18 protein-coding genes are annotated in these 18762 nt (G+C 60.0%); 8 read left to right on the forward strand and 10 right to left on the reverse strand.

What is annotated here, in order from left to right:
- Positions 1–23: 23 nt before the first annotated feature.
- Positions 24–377: an antibiotic biosynthesis monooxygenase family protein gene (locus tag KFS80_RS02970; protein WP_159812559.1), complete on the reverse strand. Its 354-nt coding sequence runs from the start codon at positions 375–377 to the stop codon at positions 24–26.
- Positions 378–747: 370 nt separating this feature from the next.
- Here KFS80_RS02970 and KFS80_RS02975 point away from each other — a divergent pair, with 370 nt between their 5' ends.
- Complete coding sequence (locus KFS80_RS02975; RefSeq protein WP_212543919.1) at positions 748–1677, forward strand: AraC family transcriptional regulator; 930 nt, start codon at positions 748–750, stop codon at positions 1675–1677.
- 194 nt (positions 1678–1871) lie between these two features.
- On the opposite strand, the gene KFS80_RS02980 is transcribed toward KFS80_RS02975, so the two are convergent.
- Positions 1872–3320, reverse strand: coding sequence for an aldehyde dehydrogenase family protein (locus KFS80_RS02980; protein ID WP_212543945.1), 1449 nt, complete (start codon positions 3318–3320; stop codon positions 1872–1874).
- Entirely contained in the window at positions 3320–4957 is a 1638-nt protein-coding gene (locus tag KFS80_RS02985) for a 5-guanidino-2-oxopentanoate decarboxylase (protein ID WP_212543920.1), read from the reverse strand. Before KFS80_RS02985 ends, KFS80_RS02980 begins: the two co-directional genes overlap by 1 nt.
- 228 nt (positions 4958–5185) lie before the next feature.
- On the opposite strand from KFS80_RS02985, the gene KFS80_RS02990 reads away from it, so the two are divergent.
- Positions 5186–6067: a LysR substrate-binding domain-containing protein gene (locus tag KFS80_RS02990; RefSeq protein ID WP_212543921.1), complete on the forward strand. Its 882-nt coding sequence runs from the start codon at positions 5186–5188 to the stop codon at positions 6065–6067.
- A 197-nt stretch (positions 6068–6264) separates the two neighbouring features.
- Here the strand turns inward: KFS80_RS02990 and KFS80_RS02995 are convergent, their stop codons facing one another.
- Together KFS80_RS02995 and KFS80_RS03000 are read right to left on the reverse strand one after the other, a co-directional pair.
- Complete coding sequence (locus KFS80_RS02995; protein ID WP_212543922.1) at positions 6265–6879, reverse strand: NAD(P)-dependent oxidoreductase; 615 nt, start codon at positions 6877–6879, stop codon at positions 6265–6267.
- A gap of 274 nt (positions 6880–7153) precedes the next feature.
- Positions 7154–8032 (reverse strand): MBL fold metallo-hydrolase, encoded by an 879-nt coding sequence (locus tag KFS80_RS03000; RefSeq protein WP_212543923.1) that lies wholly within the window; start codon positions 8030–8032, stop codon positions 7154–7156.
- A 114-nt stretch (positions 8033–8146) separates the two neighbouring features.
- Between KFS80_RS03000 and KFS80_RS03005 the strand changes: the two genes are divergently transcribed.
- Together KFS80_RS03005 and KFS80_RS03010 are read left to right on the forward strand one after the other, a co-directional pair.
- On the forward strand, positions 8147–9052 hold the full coding sequence (locus KFS80_RS03005) for a LysR family transcriptional regulator (RefSeq protein ID WP_212543924.1): 906 nt from the start codon (positions 8147–8149) through the stop codon (positions 9050–9052).
- 130 nt (positions 9053–9182) lie between these two features.
- On the forward strand, positions 9183–9359 hold the full coding sequence (locus KFS80_RS03010) for a hypothetical protein (protein WP_212543925.1): 177 nt from the start codon (positions 9183–9185) through the stop codon (positions 9357–9359).
- Between the two features lie 113 nt (positions 9360–9472).
- Here the strand turns inward: KFS80_RS03010 and KFS80_RS03015 are convergent, their stop codons facing one another.
- Positions 9473–10357: a helix-turn-helix domain-containing protein gene (locus KFS80_RS03015; protein WP_053123335.1), complete on the reverse strand. Its 885-nt coding sequence runs from the start codon at positions 10355–10357 to the stop codon at positions 9473–9475.
- 187 nt (positions 10358–10544) lie between these two features.
- Here KFS80_RS03015 and pobA point away from each other — a divergent pair, with 187 nt between their 5' ends.
- A complete protein-coding gene (pobA, locus tag KFS80_RS03020; protein WP_420851014.1) occupies positions 10545–11729 on the forward strand; it encodes a 4-hydroxybenzoate 3-monooxygenase in 1185 nt (394 codons plus the stop codon).
- A gap of 79 nt (positions 11730–11808) precedes the next feature.
- The gene (locus KFS80_RS03025) at positions 11809–13326 is read left to right on the forward strand and encodes an MDR family MFS transporter (protein WP_212543927.1); all 1518 of its coding nucleotides are present in this window, start codon (positions 11809–11811) and stop codon (positions 13324–13326) included.
- 127 nt (positions 13327–13453) lie between these two features.
- Here KFS80_RS03025 and KFS80_RS03030 read toward each other — a convergent pair whose 3' ends face one another.
- From KFS80_RS03030 to KFS80_RS03045, 4 genes are all read right to left on the reverse strand, one after another.
- On the reverse strand, positions 13454–14302 hold the full coding sequence (locus tag KFS80_RS03030) for a cache domain-containing protein (RefSeq protein WP_212543928.1): 849 nt from the start codon (positions 14300–14302) through the stop codon (positions 13454–13456).
- Between the two features lie 260 nt (positions 14303–14562).
- Positions 14563–15417, reverse strand: coding sequence for an ATPase (locus KFS80_RS03035; protein WP_212543929.1), 855 nt, complete (start codon positions 15415–15417; stop codon positions 14563–14565).
- Positions 15418–15533: 116 nt separating this feature from the next.
- Entirely contained in the window at positions 15534–16526 is a 993-nt protein-coding gene (locus KFS80_RS03040) for an NAD-dependent epimerase/dehydratase family protein (protein ID WP_212543930.1), read from the reverse strand.
- Between the two features lie 97 nt (positions 16527–16623).
- Complete coding sequence (locus KFS80_RS03045) at positions 16624–17523, reverse strand: LysR family transcriptional regulator ArgP (protein ID WP_053123347.1); 900 nt, start codon at positions 17521–17523, stop codon at positions 16624–16626.
- A gap of 96 nt (positions 17524–17619) precedes the next feature.
- On the opposite strand from KFS80_RS03045, the gene KFS80_RS03050 reads away from it, so the two are divergent.
- Together KFS80_RS03050 and KFS80_RS03055 are read left to right on the forward strand one after the other, a co-directional pair.
- A complete protein-coding gene (locus KFS80_RS03050) occupies positions 17620–18021 on the forward strand; it encodes an ACT domain-containing protein (RefSeq protein WP_212543931.1) in 402 nt (133 codons plus the stop codon).
- A 5-nt stretch (positions 18022–18026) separates the two neighbouring features.
- On the forward strand, positions 18027–18629 hold the full coding sequence (locus tag KFS80_RS03055; protein ID WP_212543932.1) for a LysE/ArgO family amino acid transporter: 603 nt from the start codon (positions 18027–18029) through the stop codon (positions 18627–18629).
- Positions 18630–18762: the final 133 nt, after the last annotated feature.

The raw sequence follows: 18762 nt of genomic DNA on the forward strand, positions 1-18762 counted from the left end.
CAATTAAGCCGGACATTAAACCCTCAACCGACGAGTTTGTGTACCGCTGCCGGAGATTGGCCGAGCGCTTGTGCCGCCGAGACGTCTTTGAAGGTGTGGAAATCCAGACTGTTGACCACCAGTTCCTGCACCAGCTCGGCGAAGATACCCATCGACGGGCTGTTGAAATATGCGGTCATCATTTGCTGATTACTCCAGAACCCGGAGACCAGCCACAACTCGGGATCACACTGCGAATGCTGCAAGGCAAAGCTCAGGCAACCGGGGGCGGCGCGGGACGGTTCGATCAACGCGCTCAGGCGTACACCGAGTTCCGCCGAACGCCCGGCGCGCGCCCGGACGAAGGCCATATGACTGACGGGAATCTGCTTGGACATGTTCAACCCTCCCAGGGAGTCGCGTGGCAGCCGGGGGACGGGCTGCGACAGGATCAAAGGTTAAGGGCCAGACGCTGAGTGCCGTTAGTCGATTCCTGCCGCCGCGTTGCACAATCCTGCGAGACTTGCCCAAAGCATCGCAGATACCCGCTCCCCTGCAGGAGCTGCCGCAGGCTGCGATCTTTTGACCTTAAAGACAACAATCAAAAGATCGCAGCCTTCGCCAGCTCCTACAGTCCGGCGTCGCGTCATGATTGAGGAATAACGCAGTGCAGAATCAGGCAAGCATTTCGCAGGATGTGTCTACCGCTCGCGCTTGCACAAACATATGCTCTGCTCCATTCCACCTCCCTTGCCGAGGATGCCGTGCATGACGTCATTCGATCGTTTTCAAGCCGAACCCAGCGCTGACATGGAAAAACAGCGTGCGGAACTGGCGGCGATCATCCGCCGCAACACCACGGACGATGGCAGCTACGAGACCGCCATCGGTTCGCTATTTATGTCACGCCACACCAAATCCCACGACTTTGCCCCGGTGCTCGCGCAACCGGCGCTGTGCATCATGGCGCAGGGTCGCAAAGAGGTGCGGCTGGCCGACGAGTACTTCAATTACGACCCGTTGAATTATCTGGTGGTGTCGGTTTCGATGCCGCTGAGTGGGCGCGTGGTTAACGTGTCGCCGGAGGAACCGATCCTCGCTGTGCGCCTGGATATCGACCCGGCGGAAATCACCGCACTGATCGCCGACGCCGGGCCGATGGGCGTACCGACTCGACCGACCGGACGTGGCTTGTACGTGGAAAAAATCGACAGTTCGATGCTCGACGCGGTGCTGCGTCTGGCGCGTTTGCTCGACGCACCAAAAGACATCGCCATGCTCGCGCCGCTGATTCGCCGGGAGATTTTGTATCGCCTGCTGCGCAGTCCGCAGGGCCATCGGTTGTATGAGATCGCGATTGCCAACAGCCAGAGCCATCGCATCAGCCAGGCGATCAAATGGCTTAACGGTAATTTTGAACAGCCGCTGCGCATTGATGATCTGGCCAAAGAAGTGAACCTGAGCGTGTCGACGCTGCATCACCGGTTTAAGGCGATGACGGCGATGAGTCCGCTGCAGTATCAGAAGCAGTTACGCTTGCAGGAGGCGCGGCGGTTGATGCTGGCGGAGGGGCTGGAAGCTTCGGCGGCGGGGTATCGGGTGGGGTATGAGAGTCCGTCGCAATTTAGCCGCGAGTACAGTCGGTTGTTTGGGGCGCCGCCGTTGCGGGATTTGGCGCGGTTGCGGCTTTCGGTGTGACCGTTGGAAGCCCCTCACCCTAGCCCTCTCCCAGAGGGAGAGGGGACTGATTGGGGGATATTGAGGAAATACACCGACCTGAAAATGCTTCACCGAATCCATAATCGACCCGATTTTTCAGGTCGGCGTACATCGCCAGACACCGCGGTCGGCCCCCTCTCCCTCCGGGAGAGGGCTGGGGTGAGGGTAGGCTTTTAAACCGCCCGAATCACATGTTTGATCTCTTGAAACGCCGCCAATCCCCAAGGCCCTAACTCGCGGCCAATGCTGCTCTGTTTGTACCCACCCCACGCCGCCTGCGGAAAAATTACCTGCGGTGCATTGATCCACACCATCCCCGCCTGCAACGCATTGGCCACACGATCCGCCGCTACAGCATCCGCCGTCACCACACTCGCCACCAAGCCAAACGGCGTGTCATTGGCCAGCGCAATCGCTTCGGCTTCGCTGCTGAAACTGCGCACACACAGCACCGGCCCGAAAATCTCTTCACACCACAATGCGCTGTCCAGCGGCACGTCGGTAAACACCGTCGGTTGCAAGAAATAGCCACGCGGCAGATCCACCGGGCGATTGCCGCCGCAGACCAATCGCGCACCCGCGCTCAGACCACGATCGATGTGCCCGAGCACGCGCTGGTACTGCGCCTGATTGACCAGCGCGCCCATTTCCACCTCAGGGTCGAAAGGATCCGCCACACGAATCGCCTGCGCACGCTTCTGCAAACGAGCGAGAAATTCCTCTTCCAGTTCCTCAGCCACCAACACCCGACTGGTGGCCGAACACATTTGCCCGGCATTGAAAAACGCGCCGCCACAGGCCAGCTCAACCGCCAGATCGAGATCAGCATCCGCCAACACCAGCAGCGAAGATTTGCCGCCCAATTCCAGGCTGACGCCCTTCACCGTTTCCGCCGCGCGCTGCATGACCTGCACGCCGACCGCGTTGCTGCCGGTAAAGGAAATCTTGGCGATACGCGGATCTGCCGACAACGGCGCACCGACCGCCAATCCAGTCCCGCAAACCAGGTTGAACACGCCGTTCGGCAGTCCCGATTCAGCAATGATCGCCGCCAGTTCCAGCTCCGGCAGCGGTGTTACTTCCGACGGCTTCAGCACCACGCAGCAACCCGCCGCCAACGCCGGAGCAAGCTTCCATGCAGTGGTGACCATCGGAAAATTCCACGGCACGATCAGCCCGACCACACCGCACGGTTCGCGGCGCAGACGTGCACTGAAATCATCGCTCGGCAGCGGCACATTGCTGTCCTGTTTCGCGTCGAGGCCTTCAGCGAGTTCGGCGTAATACTCGAAGGTGGCGATCACGTCATCGACGTCGATGGCCGCTTCGAATTGCGGTTTGCCGTTGTTGCTCGATTGCAACTTCATCAAATGCTCGCGACCATTGCGCACGCCGTTGGCGATGTTGCGCAGGATCGCACCGCGCTCGACGCCAGTGGTTTGCGACCAGCTCTTGAACGCTTCGCTGGCAGCGGCGACGGCTTGATCGACCGCGTGCTCGTCACCGCCATTGACCGTGGTCAGCAGCGCTTCGGTGGCCGGGTTGATCACGCGCAGATGCTCGCCACCCGCCGACCATTGGCCGTTGATGTAGAGGCCATCGAGTGTGGTTGGGAAACTGATCATTGCGCCACCGCCTGCATCCATTGGGTCTGGTCGATTTCAATCAGGGTCGGGCCCTGACGATCGCTTGCACTGCGCAACGCGCTACGCAGTTGTTCGATGCTGCTGATGGCTTCAGCCGCGCAGCCGAGGCCCTTGGCCACCGCGACAAAATCCGGGGTGTAGATGTCCACGCCGACCGGCTCGATGGCGCGGTTGACCATGTATTTCTTGATCTCTTCGTAGCCCTGGTTATTCCACAACAGGACGATCACCGGCACCCGCGCTTCGACGGCGCTGGCTAGTTCCGGCAGGGTGAATTGCAGCCCGCCGTCACCGATCAGGCACACCACCGGAGGGCGCGCACCTTTGTCGAGTTGGCCGCCGAGCCACGCACCAATCGCGGCCGGCAAGGCGTAGCCAAGAGTGCCGTAACCGGTCGAGGCGTTGAACCAGCGACGTGGGTGATCCGGGTTGAACGTGAGATTGCCGGTGTACACGGGTTGCGTCGAGTCGCCGACGAACACCGCGTTCGGCAACTCATCGAGCACAGTGTCGAGGAAGCGGGTTTGCGCGAGGGTCGGTGCGTCCCAGCTCGCGGCCAGTTCAGCGCGCAGTTTGCCGGCGCGGGCCTGACCCCAATCGCTGCTGCGCTCGGCGAGTTTTTCTTGCGACAGATTGTTCAACAACGCTTGTGCAGCGTTGCGTGCGTCGGCCACCAGCGCCAGGTGCGGCGAGTAGTTGCGCACGGTCTGGTCGGCGTCGATATCGATGCGCAGCAGTTTGCCGGGAATCTCGAAACCGCCGGCGAAGGTCACGTCGTAATCGGTCTCGGCCAATTCAGTGCCGATGGCTAGAACCACGTCGGCATCAGCGACCAGCGCGCGGGTGGCGACCAGCGTCTGGGTCGAACCGATCAGCAGCGGATGGTTGCCCGGCAGCATGCCTTTGGCGTTGATGGTCAGCGCCACTGGAGCGTCGAGCAACTCGGCAAGCTTGGTCAGTTCCGGCGCGGCGTCGATGGCCCCACCACCGGCGAGAATCAGCGGACGTTTGGCACCGGCGAGCAATTCGCTCATGCGCTTGACCGCACTTGGCGCAGCACCGGCGCGGTCGATATTGACCGGCACACTGGCGAGCAAGTCATCGGCGTTTTCGACCAGCACGTCCAACGGAATTTCGATGTGTACCGGACGTGGACGACCGGCCTGGAACAAGGCAAACGCACGCGCCAGCACCACCGGCAATTCAGCGGCGGACATCAAAGTGTGCGAGAACGCCGCAACACCGGAAACCAGTGCGCTCTGGTTCGGCAACTCATGCAGCTTGCCGCGCCCGCCGCCTAACTGGCTGCGCGATTGCACGCTGGAAATCACCAGCATCGGGATCGAATCGGCGTAGGCCTGGCCCATGGCGGTGGTGATGTTAGTCATACCCGGGCCGGTGATGATAAAGCACACACCGGGTTTGCCAGCGGTGCGCGCGTAGCCGTCAGCCATGAAACCGGCGCCCTGCTCATGGCGAGGGGTGACGTGACGAATACTCGAACGCGCCAGCCCGCGATACAGCTCCACGGTGTGCACCCCGGGAATGCCGAACACCTGCTCGACCCCATAACCTTCGAGTAACTTGACCAGTACTTCGCCACACGTCGCCATGTCGATTGCCCTTCTTGTTCGATTGAAACACCGAACCCATGTGGGAGCGGGCTTGCTCGCGAAAGAGGTGTGTCATTCAACGCTGATGTCGGCTGACAGGACGCCTTCGCGAGCAAGCCCGCTCCCACAATGATCCGTGGAATGGCTTCATTGAACGGTCGGCAGGTAGCCGCAACAATCGATTAAAAGTCATACTAGCCATGTCCTCACGTCATACCTTGGATCCACATGAAACGCATGCCTCCCCTGCCCGCCCTGCACACGTTTCTGATCACCGCGCAGTGCTGCAATTTCACCCGCGCCGCCGAGCAGTTGCACATCACCCAAGGCGCGGTGAGCCGGCAGATCGCCGGGCTGGAAGAGCATCTCGGTTATCCGCTGTTCATCCGTCTGGCCCGAGGCCTGGCGCTGACCGCCGAGGGACGCGAATGGCTACCGCGCGTGGAAAAAGTCTTCGGCCTGATCAGCGAAGCCACCGAGCAGATCGGTCTGCAGCGTGAAACCCTGCAACTCAAGGCGCCGAGTTGCGTGATGCGCTGGCTGCTGCCGCGTTTGCTGCAATGGCAGAAAGAACGCCCGGATGTGCCGGTGAAACTCACGGCATCGTTGCAGCACGGTGTGGACTTTCAGCGTGAGCAATTTGATGCGGCGGTGATCTACGGGCCGCCACCGGATAACTCGCCGGGCGCTCTGCACCTGTTCGATGAGCAACTGACGCCGGTGTGTTCGCCGCTGCTGCTCAAGGGTTCACCGGCACTGAATACTCCGGCGGATTTGCAACAGCATCTGCTGCTGCACCCGACGCACGATATTCAGGATTGGTCGGTCTGGTTGAACGCCGCGCAGCTGAATTTGAACAACGTCAGCAGCGGCCAGCATTTCGAAACGCTGGATCAGGCGATGTCGATGGCGTCGCACGGGACGGGGGTGGCGATCGGGGATTGGTCGTTGATCGGCGATGACTTGCGCGCGGGACGGCTGGTGATGCCGTTTGAGTTGAAGGTGAAAACGGGGTTGGCGTATTACGTGGTGTTGCCGCCAGGAACCGAACCGTCGCCGCCGCTCGAAGAACTGATGATCTGGTTAGTTGAGCAGGCGCATTTGCGGTGAGGCTGTTTTCCCTCACCCTAGCCCTCTCCCAGAGGGAGAGGGGACTGACCGGGGGATATTGAAGAGGTTCAGCGATCTGAACGATTGGCTTTGAATCCATAATCGACTGGATTTTTCAGGTCGATGTACAACGCCAGACACCTCGGTCGGCCCCCTCTCCCTCCGGGAGAGGGCTGGGGTGAGGGTAAAGCCGTATATCAATAACCAACAGTAAAGCGCTTACGTGAATGCTTCGGTGTTTCTACTTCGTCGATCAGTGCAATCGCATAGTCGGTAAAGGTGATCCAGCTACGGCCCTCGGCGCTCACCAGCAAGTGATCCTGGCCAACACGAAATTTGCCACTGCGCTCACCTTCCACAAACTCCGCCGATGGCGACAGAAACGTCCAGTCCAGTTCCTTCTCCTGACGCAGCGCATCCAAAAACGCCGCCCCCGCACTGGCCTCGGTTTTGTACTCGGCCGGGAAACCCGCGCTGTCGATCACGCGTGTATCGTCCGGCAGCAACAGCGAACCGGCACCGCCGACCACCAACAGCCGCTTCACCCCCGCCTGCTTCACCGGCCCGACAATCGCCGATGCCGGCACCGTGGCGAAATGTGCGGCGGTGATCACCACATCGTTGCCGGCCACCGCGTCTTGCAGCGCCGCCGAATCCAGCACATCGACATTCTTGCTGACCACACCGGCGCGCGCGCCGATCTTCGACGTATCGCGGGCGATGGCGGTGACGCTATGACCGCGACGCAGGGCTTCTTCCAGCAGTTGGCTACCGGCACGGCCGGTGGCACCAATGATTGCGATCTTGCTCATGACGTTCTCCAGTTGGCTTGAGTGTATGTGCATCGAAAATTCTGACTTCAGATACTTGTGGCACCACTCCCCCCGTGGCTGAAGGGCTTCTGTGGCGAGGGGATTTATCCCCGCTCGGCTGCGCAGCAGTCGTAAATCCTCAGAACTCGGTGTAACTGAAAAAATGCTGGGGAGCGCTTCGCACTCCAACGGGGCGGTGCGACGTTTCGCTAAATCCCCTCGCCACAAAAAGCAGTGCTAAATCCTTGAGACCTCAGTATTCAGATGGAGCGGGTTACCACTTCATCTCGCCCTTCGCGACTTTCGCGCTCAGCTCCAGCGAGCTCTCTTCGCCCAGCGTCGGGTAGCGTTTTTTCATCGCGGCGATCAGCGCAGCAGAATCCTTGGCCTTCGCGGTTTCTTCATCGAAAGCTTTAATGTAGTCGGCGGTAAATTTCACGCTGGCCAGCGAGCGGCTGCTTTCCCCCAGATAGTGACCCGGCACCACGGTTGTCGGCTTCAGCGTTTCAATCGAATGCAGCGTTTCCAGCCAATCCGCATGAGATTGCGCGGTCTGCGTATCAGCCATCCACACATGAATGTTCTCGGCCACCACGACGCCACCGACCACTGCCTTGAGCGACGGAATCCACACGAAACTGCGATCCGGCTGTTTGCCGTCAAGCCCGACCACCTGCAATTTCTGCCCTTCAAGCATCAGGCTATCGCCCATTAGCACGCTCGGCACGATGGTTTTCGCTGGCACATCGGCGCCCATTTTCGGCCCCCAGAACGCGAGTTTGCCGGCGACGGTTTGGTTGATGTGGTCGACGGTCGGTTGCGAGGCCAGCACCTTGGCATTCGGGAACGCCTTGGTCAGGGTGTCGAGGCCGAAGTAGTAATCCGGGTCCCCGTGGCTGATGTAGATGGTGGTCAGTTGTTTGCCGCTGGCGCGAATCTTTTCTACCACTTGTTCGGCCTGGGATTTGCCGAACTGTGCGTCGACGAGGATCGCATCTTTCTCGCCGCTGACCAGCACCGAGGTCACCGGGAAAATCGCATTGGCGCCGGGGTTGTAAACATCCAGCGTCAGGTTGGCGGCCGCGGCATGCGCAGCGAAACCCAGCGAGGCGGTGGCGAGTAGAACGCGTTTGAGGGTGGTGAAGCCGATCATCTGTTGCTCCGGTGTTCGAATGTCTTGCTTGGCGATGGAACAGAGCTTAGTTGCCAGACTCAGTACAAAAAATGCGATGCTGGGACATAGTTTGTTTCTGAAAGCGGGCAAATCATGGATCGTCTCCAGGCAATGCGGGTGTTCGTCACGGTGGTGGATCTCGGTAGCCAGTCGGCGGCGGCTGATCATCTGGATCTTTCGCGGCCAGTGGTTTCACGCTACCTGGCGGAGCTCGAAGATTGGGTCGGCGCGCGCCTGATGCACCGCACCACGCGCAAGTTGAGTCTGACCGCGGCCGGCAGTGAAATCCTCCCGCGTTGTCGACAGATGATTGAGTTGTCGAGCGACATGCAGGCCGCCGTCAGCGAACCCCATGACGCGCCGCGCGGATTGCTGCGGATCAGCGTCAGCACCTCGTTCGGTCAGGCGCAACTGGCCGATGCGATGGCCGCGTACGTCAAACGCTATCCGGGGGTGAGCATCGATTTGCAGATGCTTGATCGCACGGTGAACCTGGTGGACGAACGCATCGACCTGGCGATTCGCACCAGCAACGATCTCGATCCCAACCTGATCGCTCGACGCCTGACTGTGTGCCGTTCGGTGGTGTGCGCGGCGCCGGCTTATCTGCAAGAACAGCCGATGCCTTTACGGGTGGAAGACCTGAGCCGCCACAACTGCCTGACGCACTCGTATTTCGGCAAGAGCCTGTGGCATTTCGAAGAGGATGGCGAACCGGTGTCGGTGCCGGTGCAGGGCAATATCAGCGCCAACGAGGCCAGCACATTATTGCGCGCAACGCTGGCCGGCGCCGGGGTGGCGATGCTGCCGACGTATCAGGCCGGTATGCATGTTCACAGCGGCGAACTGGTACGCCTGCTGCCCCACGCCGAACCACGCCAGATGAACATCTACGCGGTGTACGCCTCACGCAAACACATGCCGGCGGCGCTGCGCAGCATGCTGGATTTTCTGGTGCAGCGATTCCCCGAGAACCCTGCTTGGGACGTGGGATTTTAAAAGTCAAAAGATCGCAGCCTGCGGCAGCTCCTACACGGATCCATGTAGGAGCTGCCGCAGGCTGCGATCTTTTGATCTTGTTCTATGCTGAAAGTAATACCGCAGGGTATTTCGTTCAGAGGTGAACGCCATGAACATCAAAACAAGAAGGTACGCCGCGATTTTCATCACCTGCGCTGCCACGCTTGCGCTGTACGGCACCGCGGCCTGGCGGGTCGAGCAGTTGCGACAGCTGCCGCGTGAATACGCGAGCTGCAATTTCGAGCGCTGCATTCCGCACAATGCGTCGCTGAACGCACTGCGCTGACTTTGTAGGAGTGAGCCTGCTCGCGATAGCGGTGTGTCATTCAGATAAATTTTGACTGAAACACCGCTATCGCGAGCAGGCTCACTCCTACAGGGGGTTGTGGTGATTTCGGGTTACTGTTCGGTCTTCAAGCGATCGCGGAAGGCCTTTGGCGATATCCCCACCCGGCGCCGGAACAGGCGCGTGAAGTTGGTCGGATCAGAGAACCCCAATAACTCCGACATCTCGTAAATGGTCATGCTGGTGTACGTCAGCAAACGCTTGGCTTCCAGTAACTGACGTTCGTGCATGATCTGCAACGCCGGTTGCCCCGCCAGTTCACGGCACGTGCCATTAAGGTGCGACACCGAGATCCCCAGCCGATGCGCCAGATCCTCGACCTTCACATGCTGACGGTAAGTCTCTTCCACCAACTGAATAAACCCGTTCAGGTATTCGCGTTGACGCTGCGGCCGTTGACTCGCGTTATGCCGCACGATTGCCTGGCGACTGACCCAGACCATGATCACGCTGACCAGCGAATGCATGAGCATTTCCCGCGCCGGTTGATGGCCGTTGTACTCGGCCTGCAACGCGGTGAATAAACTGTTGAGGTAATCGCCGTCCTTGCCCGCCGGATAATTCTCGGTCTGCGCCAATGCGTGCACCGAGTCGCCCAGTTGCGCCTGCAAATGGTTGATCAGCGGTGTGGCGAGGGTGACGATAAAGCCTTCAACGTCCTCGGAAAAACGAAAGCCATGCACCGATAACGGCGGCAGAACCTGGATCGCAGGGGTCTGCAACTGCGTGCGATGGCCTTCGATTTCAAGCTCTGCCTGACCTTTGAAGACGAAGAGCAACTGGCACAAATCGGCGTGGCGGTGGGGTTTGATTTCCCATTGATGTTCGCGACTGCGGGAGGAAATGGTTTCACAGTGCAGCAAGTCAGGGGTCGGCCAATCCAGGCTTTCACCGTAGAGCTTGAACACTGGAATCGAAGGCAGGTCAGGCTTGTTCATCACTTCAATCCAGGCCTCGAGGTTTGCGGGCGATAATCGCACCGATTGGCAGAATGTACAGGTATCGGCTCAGTTTTCACCTTCAATTGACAGACCCGCAAGGGAAAAATGCAAGCACTCGATCCATAAAAATAAATCAGCGGCGATTGTCGCGCGAAGCTTGCGAGTCATAAAAACAATGAAAACGCTGAAAACCCAAGTTGCCATCATCGGCGCCGGCCCGTCCGGTTTGCTCCTCGGCCAGTTGTTGCACAACGCCGGCATCGACACCCTCATCCTCGAACGCCAGACACCCGATTATGTGCTCGGCCGCATCCGCGCCGGCGTGCTTGAACAAGGCATGGTAGAGCTGTTGCGTCAGGCTGGGGTGAGTCAGCGCATGGACGCTGAAGGACTGATTCACGGCGGCTTCGAACTGGCGCTCGACGGGCGTCAGGTGCACATCGATCTGCACGCGTTGACCGGCGGCAAGACCGTGATGATCTACGGCCAGACCGAAGTCACTCGCGACCTGATGGCCGCTCGTCGGGACGCTGGCGCGCAGACGATTTATTCCGCGAGCAATGTCGTTCCCCACGGCATGAAAAGCGACGAGGCTTTTGTCACCTTCGAAAAGGACGGTGAAACCTGGCGCGTCGATTGCGATTACATCGCCGGCTGCGATGGCTTCCATGGCGTGGCGCGGCAGTCGATTCCTGAGGATTGCCTGAAAGTGTTCGAGCGGGTTTATCCGTTCGGCTGGCTGGGCATTCTGGCCGACACGCCGCCGGTGCATGACGAGTTGGTCTACGCCCGCCACGAACGCGGTTTTGCCTTGTGCAGCATGCGTTCGGCGACGCGCACGCGTTACTACTTGCAGGTGCCGGCAGAAGAAAACGTCGCGGACTGGAGCGATCAGCGCTTCTGGGATGAACTGAAAAACCGCCTGCCAGTTGCACTGGCCGAAAAACTGGTCACCGGCCCTTCGATCGAAAAAAGCATCGCGCCGCTGCGCAGTTTTGTCGTTGAACCAATGCAATACGGGCGGATGTTTCTGGTCGGCGACGCCGCGCACATCGTCCCGCCCACCGGCGCCAAAGGTCTGAATCTGGCGGCAAGCGATGTCAGCACGCTGTTCAATATTCTGCTGAAGGTTTACCGCGAGGGGCGTATCGACTTGCTGGAGAAATACTCGGAGATCTGCCTGCGCCGCGTGTGGAAAGCCGAGCGATTTTCCTGGTGGATGACTTCGATGTTGCACCGTTTTGATGATCACGATGCGTTCAGTCAGCGCATCAGTGCCTCGGAACTGGACTACTTTGTCAGTTCAGAAGCGGGCCGAAAAACCATTGCAGAAAATTACGTCGGACTTCCTTATGAGGCTATCGAATAGCCTGCTACCGACTTACACTGGCGAGCATCCCCGCTCGCCTGACGAACTGCGGGACTCTCACTGCCCGCAGGTTTTGCCCGTGACCAATCTCAATCACCCCGAAACGCCCAACCCGGCCATTCGCAGCGTGCTGGTGGCGCTGATGATGGCGATCTTTCTCGGTGCGCTGGATCAGACCATCGTCGCCGTGTCGATGCCGGCCATCTCCGCCCAATTCAAAGACGTCAGCCTGCTGGCCTGGGTGATTTCCGGGTACATGGTGGCGATGACCGTGGCGGTGCCGATCTACGGCAAGCTCGGCGATCTGTACGGGCGACGCAAACTGATGCTGTTCGGTATGGGCCTGTTCACCCTGGCCTCGCTGTTCTGCGGCATGGCGCAAAGCATGGAACAACTGGTGCTGGCGCGGATCCTTCAGGGCATCGGCGCCGGCGGGATGATTTCGGTGAGTCAGGCGATCATCGGCGACATCGTGCCGCCGCGTGAGCGCGGGCGTTATCAGGGGTATTTCAGCAGCATGTACGCGGTGGCCAGCGTTGCCGGGCCGGTGCTTGGCGGCTACATGACCGAATACCTGTCGTGGCGTTGGGTGTTTCTGATCAACCTGCCGCTGGGACTTGGCGCTTACTGGGTCGCGCACCGCAACTTGCGCGGGCTGCCGATTCCGCAACGCAAACCGATCATCGATTATGTCGGCACCGTGCTGATGATCATTGGCCTGACCGCGCTGCTGTTGGGCATCACTCAGGTGGGTCAGGGTCATGCGTGGCGCAGCGCTGAAGTGCTCGGGTTGTTTGCCTGCGCGGTGGTGGTGCTGGCGATTTTCGTCTGGCACGAACGTCGGGCGCGGGAGCCGTTGCTGCCGATGCATCTGTTCGCCAATCGCAATGCGCTGCTGTGCTGGTGCACGATTTTCTTCACCAGTTTCCAGGCGATTTCCTTGATCGTGCTGATGCCGTTGCGCTTTCAAAGCGTCACCGGCGCCGGCGCGGACAGTGCGGCGTTGCACTTGTTGCCATTGGCGATGGGCCTGCCGATTGGTGCGTATTTCGCCGGTCGCCGCACGTCAGTGACCGGGCGCTACAAACCGCAGATTTTGACCGGCGCGATTCTGATGCCGATTGCCGTGTTGGGCATGGCCTTCAGTCCACCGGAGGCGACGTTGATCAGTGGATTGTTCATGTTGCTCTGCGGGATCGCCAGCGGCATGCAGTTCCCGACCTCGCTGGTCGGCACGCAGAACTCGGTGGAACAACGCGACATCGGCGTGGCCACCAGCACCACCAACCTGTTCCGCTCGCTGGGCGGCGCGGTAGGAGTGGCGTTGATGTCGGCGCTGCTGTTGGCGTTGTTGCAGGATTCCAGTTTCGCTCATTTGGCGAGCAGTTCGCTGATGAGTGAGGGGCATTCCGGGAATGTCTTGCTGGACGGCCTCAACGCGGCACCGGGGGATGCGCAGAATGCCTTGCGCGCGGAGTTGCTGGTGACGTTCCGGCATTTGTTGTGGGTGAGTGCGGCGGTGTCGCTGCTTGGATTGGCGGCGGCGATTGCCATGCCGAACAACCTGCTGCGCGGGCGTGAGCACGGCGCAAAATAACCGCCGTAACACTGTCCCCTTGTGGGAGCGAGCTTGCTCGCGAAAGCGGTATGTCATTCAACGATGATGTTGTCTGACACGACGCCTTCGCGAGCAAGCCCGCTCCCACAGGTGAAGCAGCGTTCACTTAGGGGCTGTAGTAACCGACCGCGACGAGGAAATGCCCGACCTTTTTCAGGTAGGCATGTTTGTCTTCGATCTTGCCGGTCACCGGGTTTTTCCAGCGATACTCATACTCGCCTTCATCCTGCTTGCCGATCAGCGCCAGAATCGGCTCGCCCACCGGTTTGCCCTCCGGATCCTTGACCTTGCCAAAGTCGGTATTGATCAGTCGCAGATTGGTGCCGTGGGCAACGTAGCGCTGGGTATTCAGGTCAACCACAAACACATACAAGTCATCCTGCAAATACCCGCCCTTGAGCGAGTTGATCGCCGTCAGCGTGCCCTTCTCGTCTTTGCTCAGATCCGCCGCGGCTTTATCCAGCAGGGCTTTGGCTTGTTCAGCGGAGGCGCGCGGCAGGTAATAACCGACCGCGAGAATCCGCTGACCGATGCGCTGATAGAACACGTGCTTGCGCTCGACCTTGCCGTCAGACCAATTCTGCCAGCGGTATTCGGCTTGCTGAATGCCATTGCCTTCCGGCACCAACAACGCCTGCTTGAAGGCTTTCTGCAAATCCGGCCCGAGCACTTCGCTGACATCGCGGCCAATCAGCGCTGACGACGGCCCACCGCTGGCGAGCATCACGCCTTTGGTGTCGACCACAAACACGTAGCGATCCTTGTCGACAAACTCGCCCTGACGACTGAAGGCCGCGAAGGCCTTGTCGCCGTTGTCGTGGTAGTAAGCCAGCGCTTTTTCCAGCAGGGCGATGGCCGCCTGGCTGTCATCTTTTGCGGCGGTCGCGGCGCTGGCCTGACCGAACCCGGCCAATACCAGCAAACAGAGCCAGGCGAATTTTTGCACAAACCCCATGACGCATCCCTCGTTCTTGTTGGTGTTTCAAGAGCGTAGACGGGTTGCGCGGATGTATGGATATTCAGAATGATGCAGGGGATTGCAAAGCCCTGTGGCTAAACGCGTCCCTGTGGCGAGGGGATTTATCCCCGTTGGAGTGCGAAGCGCTCCCCTGCATTTCTAAAGTGACACCGAGTTCTCAGGCTTTGGGGCTGCTTCGCAACCCATCGGGGATAAATCCCCTCACCACAAAAGCCCACTCGGCAACGGATCGGTGTTTATGGCCGGGAATTGATCTGCTGCTGCAAGTTCTGGATCTGCGCCTGCAAGGTGTTGATGGTGCGGGTCATCTGCCCACGGAATGCGTCGAACTCGGCGGTGTTGCCGCCGCCCTGTGGCGCTGTCGGGCGATTGTCCTGCTCGCTTTTAAGCACAACGATGTCCTGCTCCAGACGTTCGATGGCCGCGCTCGGATTGCCTTGCTTCTTCAACGCCGCAATATCAGCGCCGAGGCTCTTGAACTGCGCATCGAAAGCCTTCAACTGCGTATCGACCTTGCTGGTGTCCGCTGGAGTGCTTTTCAGCGTCGCCAGTTCTGCGCTCAAGGCTTTGACCTGCGCCTGCAACTGGGTATTGGCGGTCTGCTGCTCGGTGGTCTGCGCGGTCATCTGCGCCAGACGCTTGTCCAGATCACTGGCCTGCCCCGCGACGCCTTGCTGCTGTTTGTTCTGATCGAGCAGTTTTTCTTCCAACTGCTTGATCTGCAACTTCAAGGCTTCGCTGTCGCTGGTGACGTTGCTCTGGCTGGCGACGACTTTGCCGGAAATATCCTGCAAGCGCCCCGCCGCTTCTTCACTGATCCGCGCGAAGCTTTCCTGAGTCGCGACCAGTTGCTGCTCCATCAATGAAATCTGCTGAAAGCTCCACCAGGCCAGGCCGATGAAAGCAAAAAACAACGCGCCGACCAGAGCCCAGAGCGGCCCGGTGCTGGCGGCTTTGACCTTGACCACTGGCGCTGTGCGCGAATGCACGGTGGTGCGGGCGGTGGTCGGAATGTCATCGTCGTCGAAGGTGTCGGCACGCAGGCTCGGCACATCATCGAAATCGTCGTGGGCATCATTACGCATGGACATTGAGGCAACCTTTGTAAAACGCGGTGATGGCTAAATGCTGCGAAGTATAACCCGCTCAGCCGCAGGCATTGACCCTCAACCGAGGGCGCGGTTCAGTGCTCCCCGACCAAGTGAGCTCAACGAATGTCCTGGGCTTTCCACCAGCCGCAGAACTCATCGAGCGCCGTCCACAGGCTGACTTGCGGATCGTAGTCCAGATAATGCCGCGCGCGGCTGATGTCGAGGGTGAAATTTTTCTTCATCACCTGCATGCCCAACCGCGACAGCGTCGGCTCCGGACGCCCGGGCCAGAGTTTGCACGCGCCTTCATTCAGCGCCGCGACGCTGTAAGCCAGGCCATAGGAACGGTACTTGGTGACCTGTGGGACTTCCATCTTGCGCATCACGTAATTGACCACATCCCACAACGGCACCGGCGCACCGTTGCTGATGTTGTAGGCCTTGCCCAGCGCCGAACCGGCGGCGAGCAGACTGCTGAGCATCGCTTCGTTGAGGTTCTGCACACTGGTGAAATCGACTTTATTCAGGCCGTTGCCGATGATCGCCAGACGGCCCTTGCGCTGCATATTCAGCAGGCGCGGGAAGATGCTCATGTCGCCGGCGCCGGTAACGAAACGCGGGCGCAGGGCGATGGTTTCCAGACCGAATTCTTGGGCGCCGAAAACCTTTTGTTCGGCCAGATATTTAGTCGCCGCGTAGTGATGTTTGAAGCGCTTGGGCACTTGCTCTTCGGTCAGGTTGAGGTGGTCGCGGCCGTCGAAATAGATCGACGGCGACGACAGGTGCACCAGGCGCCGGACGCGCTGCTTCAGGCAGGCTTCGACGATGTTTTCTGTGACCTGCACGTTGCCCTGATGAAAGTCCTGATAGCGCCCCCACAGCCCGACGGCCCCGGCGCAGTGCACCACGGCTTCGACATCGCGGCAGAGTTCGCGCGCCAGCTCGGCATCGCTCAGATCGCCGGGCACAAACTCGGCGCCACGGCGTACCAGATGCTCGACGCTTTCGGCCCGGCGCCCGTTGACCCGCACGTCCAGGCCCTGCTCCAGAGCGAAACGCGCAAAGCGTCCACCAATGAAGCCGCTTGCGCCGGTGACCAGAATTTTCATGCACAACTCCAACAGAAAAGCAGCTGCGAGCGTCAAGCTTCGAGCTACAAGTAAAAACGGTGCGCAAGCCCACAACTTGCCGCTTGCAGCTTGACGCTTACAGCTGTTTCCAAGGCACTAGCCATTGTGCTGAAGCGCGCACCAATTGCTCGGTCAGCAAGCCGAGCAACTGACCGCCATTGCGCCAATGATGCCAGTACAGCGGCACGTCGATCGGTTTATCTGGCAACAGTTCGCGCAATTCGCCGCGTTGCAGTTGCTCGCGCACTTGCAGTTCCGGCACCAGTCCCCAACCCAATCCGGCTTCGGTCAGACGGATAAAACCTTCCGAAGACGGACACAAATGGTGCTCGAATCCGCCGTCGACACCCAGCGACGCCAAATAGCGATGCTGAAGAAAATCATCCGGGCCGAACACCAGCGCCGGGGTGCGCGGCAGTTGCTCGGCGCGCACGCCATCGGGGAAATGCCGCTCGATAAACGCCGGGCTGGCCAGCGCGCGATAACGCATCGCGCCGAGCAACACGCTACGCGCACCCGCCACCGGTCGTTCGCTGGCGCACAAGCACGCGGCCACTTCACCGGCACGCATGCGTTTGAGGCCGACGGTCTGGTCTTCGACGATCAGATCCAGCAATAAATGTTGCTCGGCGCAGAAATCGCCGACTGCCTGCGCCCACCACGTCGCGAGGCTGTCGGCGTTCAGCGCAATGCGCAGGCGCTCCGGCAAGCCCTCTTCGTCCAAGGCTGGGACGAGGGTTTGCAGGTCGCGCTCAAGCAAGCGCACCTGCTGCACATGGTTGAGCAAACGCCGGCCGATTTCCGTGGGCGACGGCGGCGTGCCGCGCACCAGCACCGGCTGGCCGACCCGCGCCTCCAGCAGCTTGATTCGTTGCGAGATCGCCGATTGCGACAACCCGAGAATCTGCGCGGCGCGCTCGAATCCGGCTTGCTCAACCACAGCGGCCAGAGCAGACAGCAATTTGTAGTCGAACATCAGTTTTCCTAATGAGCGATCAGCACTATTGGTTTTTCTTATACAGGTTTCGCCCGGAGAATAGCCAGCAAGCACTCTTTATCAAGGAACACTGCAATGGCTGGCGAAACCTCTCTCACAACCTTGTTGCGCAGCATGAGCCCGCAACTCAACGCCGGCGAATACGTGTTCTGCACCCTGCGCGACAGCCAATTGCCGGAAGGTCTGGAGACCATCGGCAGCTTCCGCGAGCAGGAAGGTCTGACGGTGATTCTCGAACGTTCCCACGCTGAACAGGCTGGTTTCAGCTTCGACTACGTCGCCGCGTGGATCACCCTCAACGTGCATTCAGCGCTGGAAGCCGTCGGCCTCACCGCCGCGTTTGCCACGGCATTGGGCAAGGCCGGGATCAGTTGCAACGTGATCGCCGGCTACTACCACGATCATTTGTTTGTCGGTCAGTCCGACGCCGAACGCGCGATGCAGGTCCTGCGCGACTTGGCAGCCAACGCGGAGTAATTGTTATGTGGCAAAGCTATGTGAACGGCCTGCTGGTGGCGTTCGGGCTGATCATGGCGATCGGCACGCAAAACGCGTTTGTATTGGCGCAGAGCCTGCGGCGCGAGCATCACTTGCCAGTGGCCGCATTGTGCGTGGTTTGCGATGCGCTGCTGGTCGCCGCCGGCGTGTTCGGGCTGGCGACGATTCTGGCGCAGAACCCGACGCTGCTGGCGATCGCTCGCTGGGGCGGCGCGACGTTTCTGATCTGGTACGGCAGCCAGGCGCTGCGCCGGGCGTGCTCGAAACAGAGCCTGAATCAGGGCGAGAATCAGACCGTGCGTTCGCTGCGCGCGGTGATGCTCAGCGCGTTGGCGGTGACGTTGCTCAACCCGCACGTTTATCTGGATACGGTTTTACTGATCGGTTCGCTGGGGGCGCAGCAATCGGTGCCAGGCGCTTATGTGGTCGGTGCTGCGAGTGCTTCGCTGTTGTGGTTTTTCACCTTGGCACTCGGCGCGGCGTGGCTGGCACCGTGGTTGGCACGGCCGAGCACGTGGCGAATTCTCGATCTGGTGGTGGCGTTGATGATGTTCACCGTGGCCGGGCAATTAATTATCGCCAACTGATTTATTCCAAAAGGCTCTGGAACCTCTATCCCACACAGTTGTTGCGTGGTTATGGCGCAACCCCGGTGCTATGATCCAACCCCTGCGCCGCAAAGAGTAAAAACTCGCCGGTGCATTTCTGGCCGCCCGTGAT

The sequence above is a fragment of the Pseudomonas rustica genome (genome assembly GCF_018336155.1).
GTDB lineage: Bacteria > Pseudomonadota > Gammaproteobacteria > Pseudomonadales > Pseudomonadaceae > Aquipseudomonas > Aquipseudomonas rustica.

Bases quoted from the DNA above. Each gene is read 5' to 3' on its own strand.
- KFS80_RS02970 (WP_159812559.1), bottom strand. From the start codon at position 377: ATGTCCAAGCAGATTCCCGTCAGTCATATGGCCTTCGTCCGGGCGCGC.
- KFS80_RS02975 (WP_212543919.1), top strand. From the start codon at position 748: ATGACGTCATTCGATCGTTTTCAAGCCGAACCCAGCGCTGACATGGAA.
- KFS80_RS02985 (WP_212543920.1), bottom strand. From the start codon at position 4,957: ATGGCGACGTGTGGCGAAGTACTGGTCAAGTTACTCGAAGGTTATGGG.
- KFS80_RS02990 (WP_212543921.1), top strand. From the start codon at position 5,186: ATGAAACGCATGCCTCCCCTGCCCGCCCTGCACACGTTTCTGATCACC.
- KFS80_RS02995 (WP_212543922.1), bottom strand. From the start codon at position 6,879: ATGAGCAAGATCGCAATCATTGGTGCCACCGGCCGTGCCGGTAGCCAA.
- KFS80_RS03000 (WP_212543923.1), bottom strand. From the start codon at position 8,032: ATGATCGGCTTCACCACCCTCAAACGCGTTCTACTCGCCACCGCCTCG.
- KFS80_RS03005 (WP_212543924.1), top strand. From the start codon at position 8,147: ATGGATCGTCTCCAGGCAATGCGGGTGTTCGTCACGGTGGTGGATCTC.
- KFS80_RS03010 (WP_212543925.1), top strand. From the start codon at position 9,183: ATGAACATCAAAACAAGAAGGTACGCCGCGATTTTCATCACCTGCGCT.
- KFS80_RS03015 (WP_053123335.1), bottom strand. From the start codon at position 10,357: ATGAACAAGCCTGACCTGCCTTCGATTCCAGTGTTCAAGCTCTACGGT.
- KFS80_RS03030 (WP_212543928.1), bottom strand. From the start codon at position 14,302: ATGGGGTTTGTGCAAAAATTCGCCTGGCTCTGTTTGCTGGTATTGGCC.
- KFS80_RS03035 (WP_212543929.1), bottom strand. From the start codon at position 15,417: ATGTCCATGCGTAATGATGCCCACGACGATTTCGATGATGTGCCGAGC.
- KFS80_RS03040 (WP_212543930.1), bottom strand. From the start codon at position 16,526: ATGAAAATTCTGGTCACCGGCGCAAGCGGCTTCATTGGTGGACGCTTT.
- KFS80_RS03045 (WP_053123347.1), bottom strand. From the start codon at position 17,523: ATGTTCGACTACAAATTGCTGTCTGCTCTGGCCGCTGTGGTTGAGCAA.
- KFS80_RS03050 (WP_212543931.1), top strand. From the start codon at position 17,620: ATGGCTGGCGAAACCTCTCTCACAACCTTGTTGCGCAGCATGAGCCCG.
- KFS80_RS03055 (WP_212543932.1), top strand. From the start codon at position 18,027: ATGTGGCAAAGCTATGTGAACGGCCTGCTGGTGGCGTTCGGGCTGATC.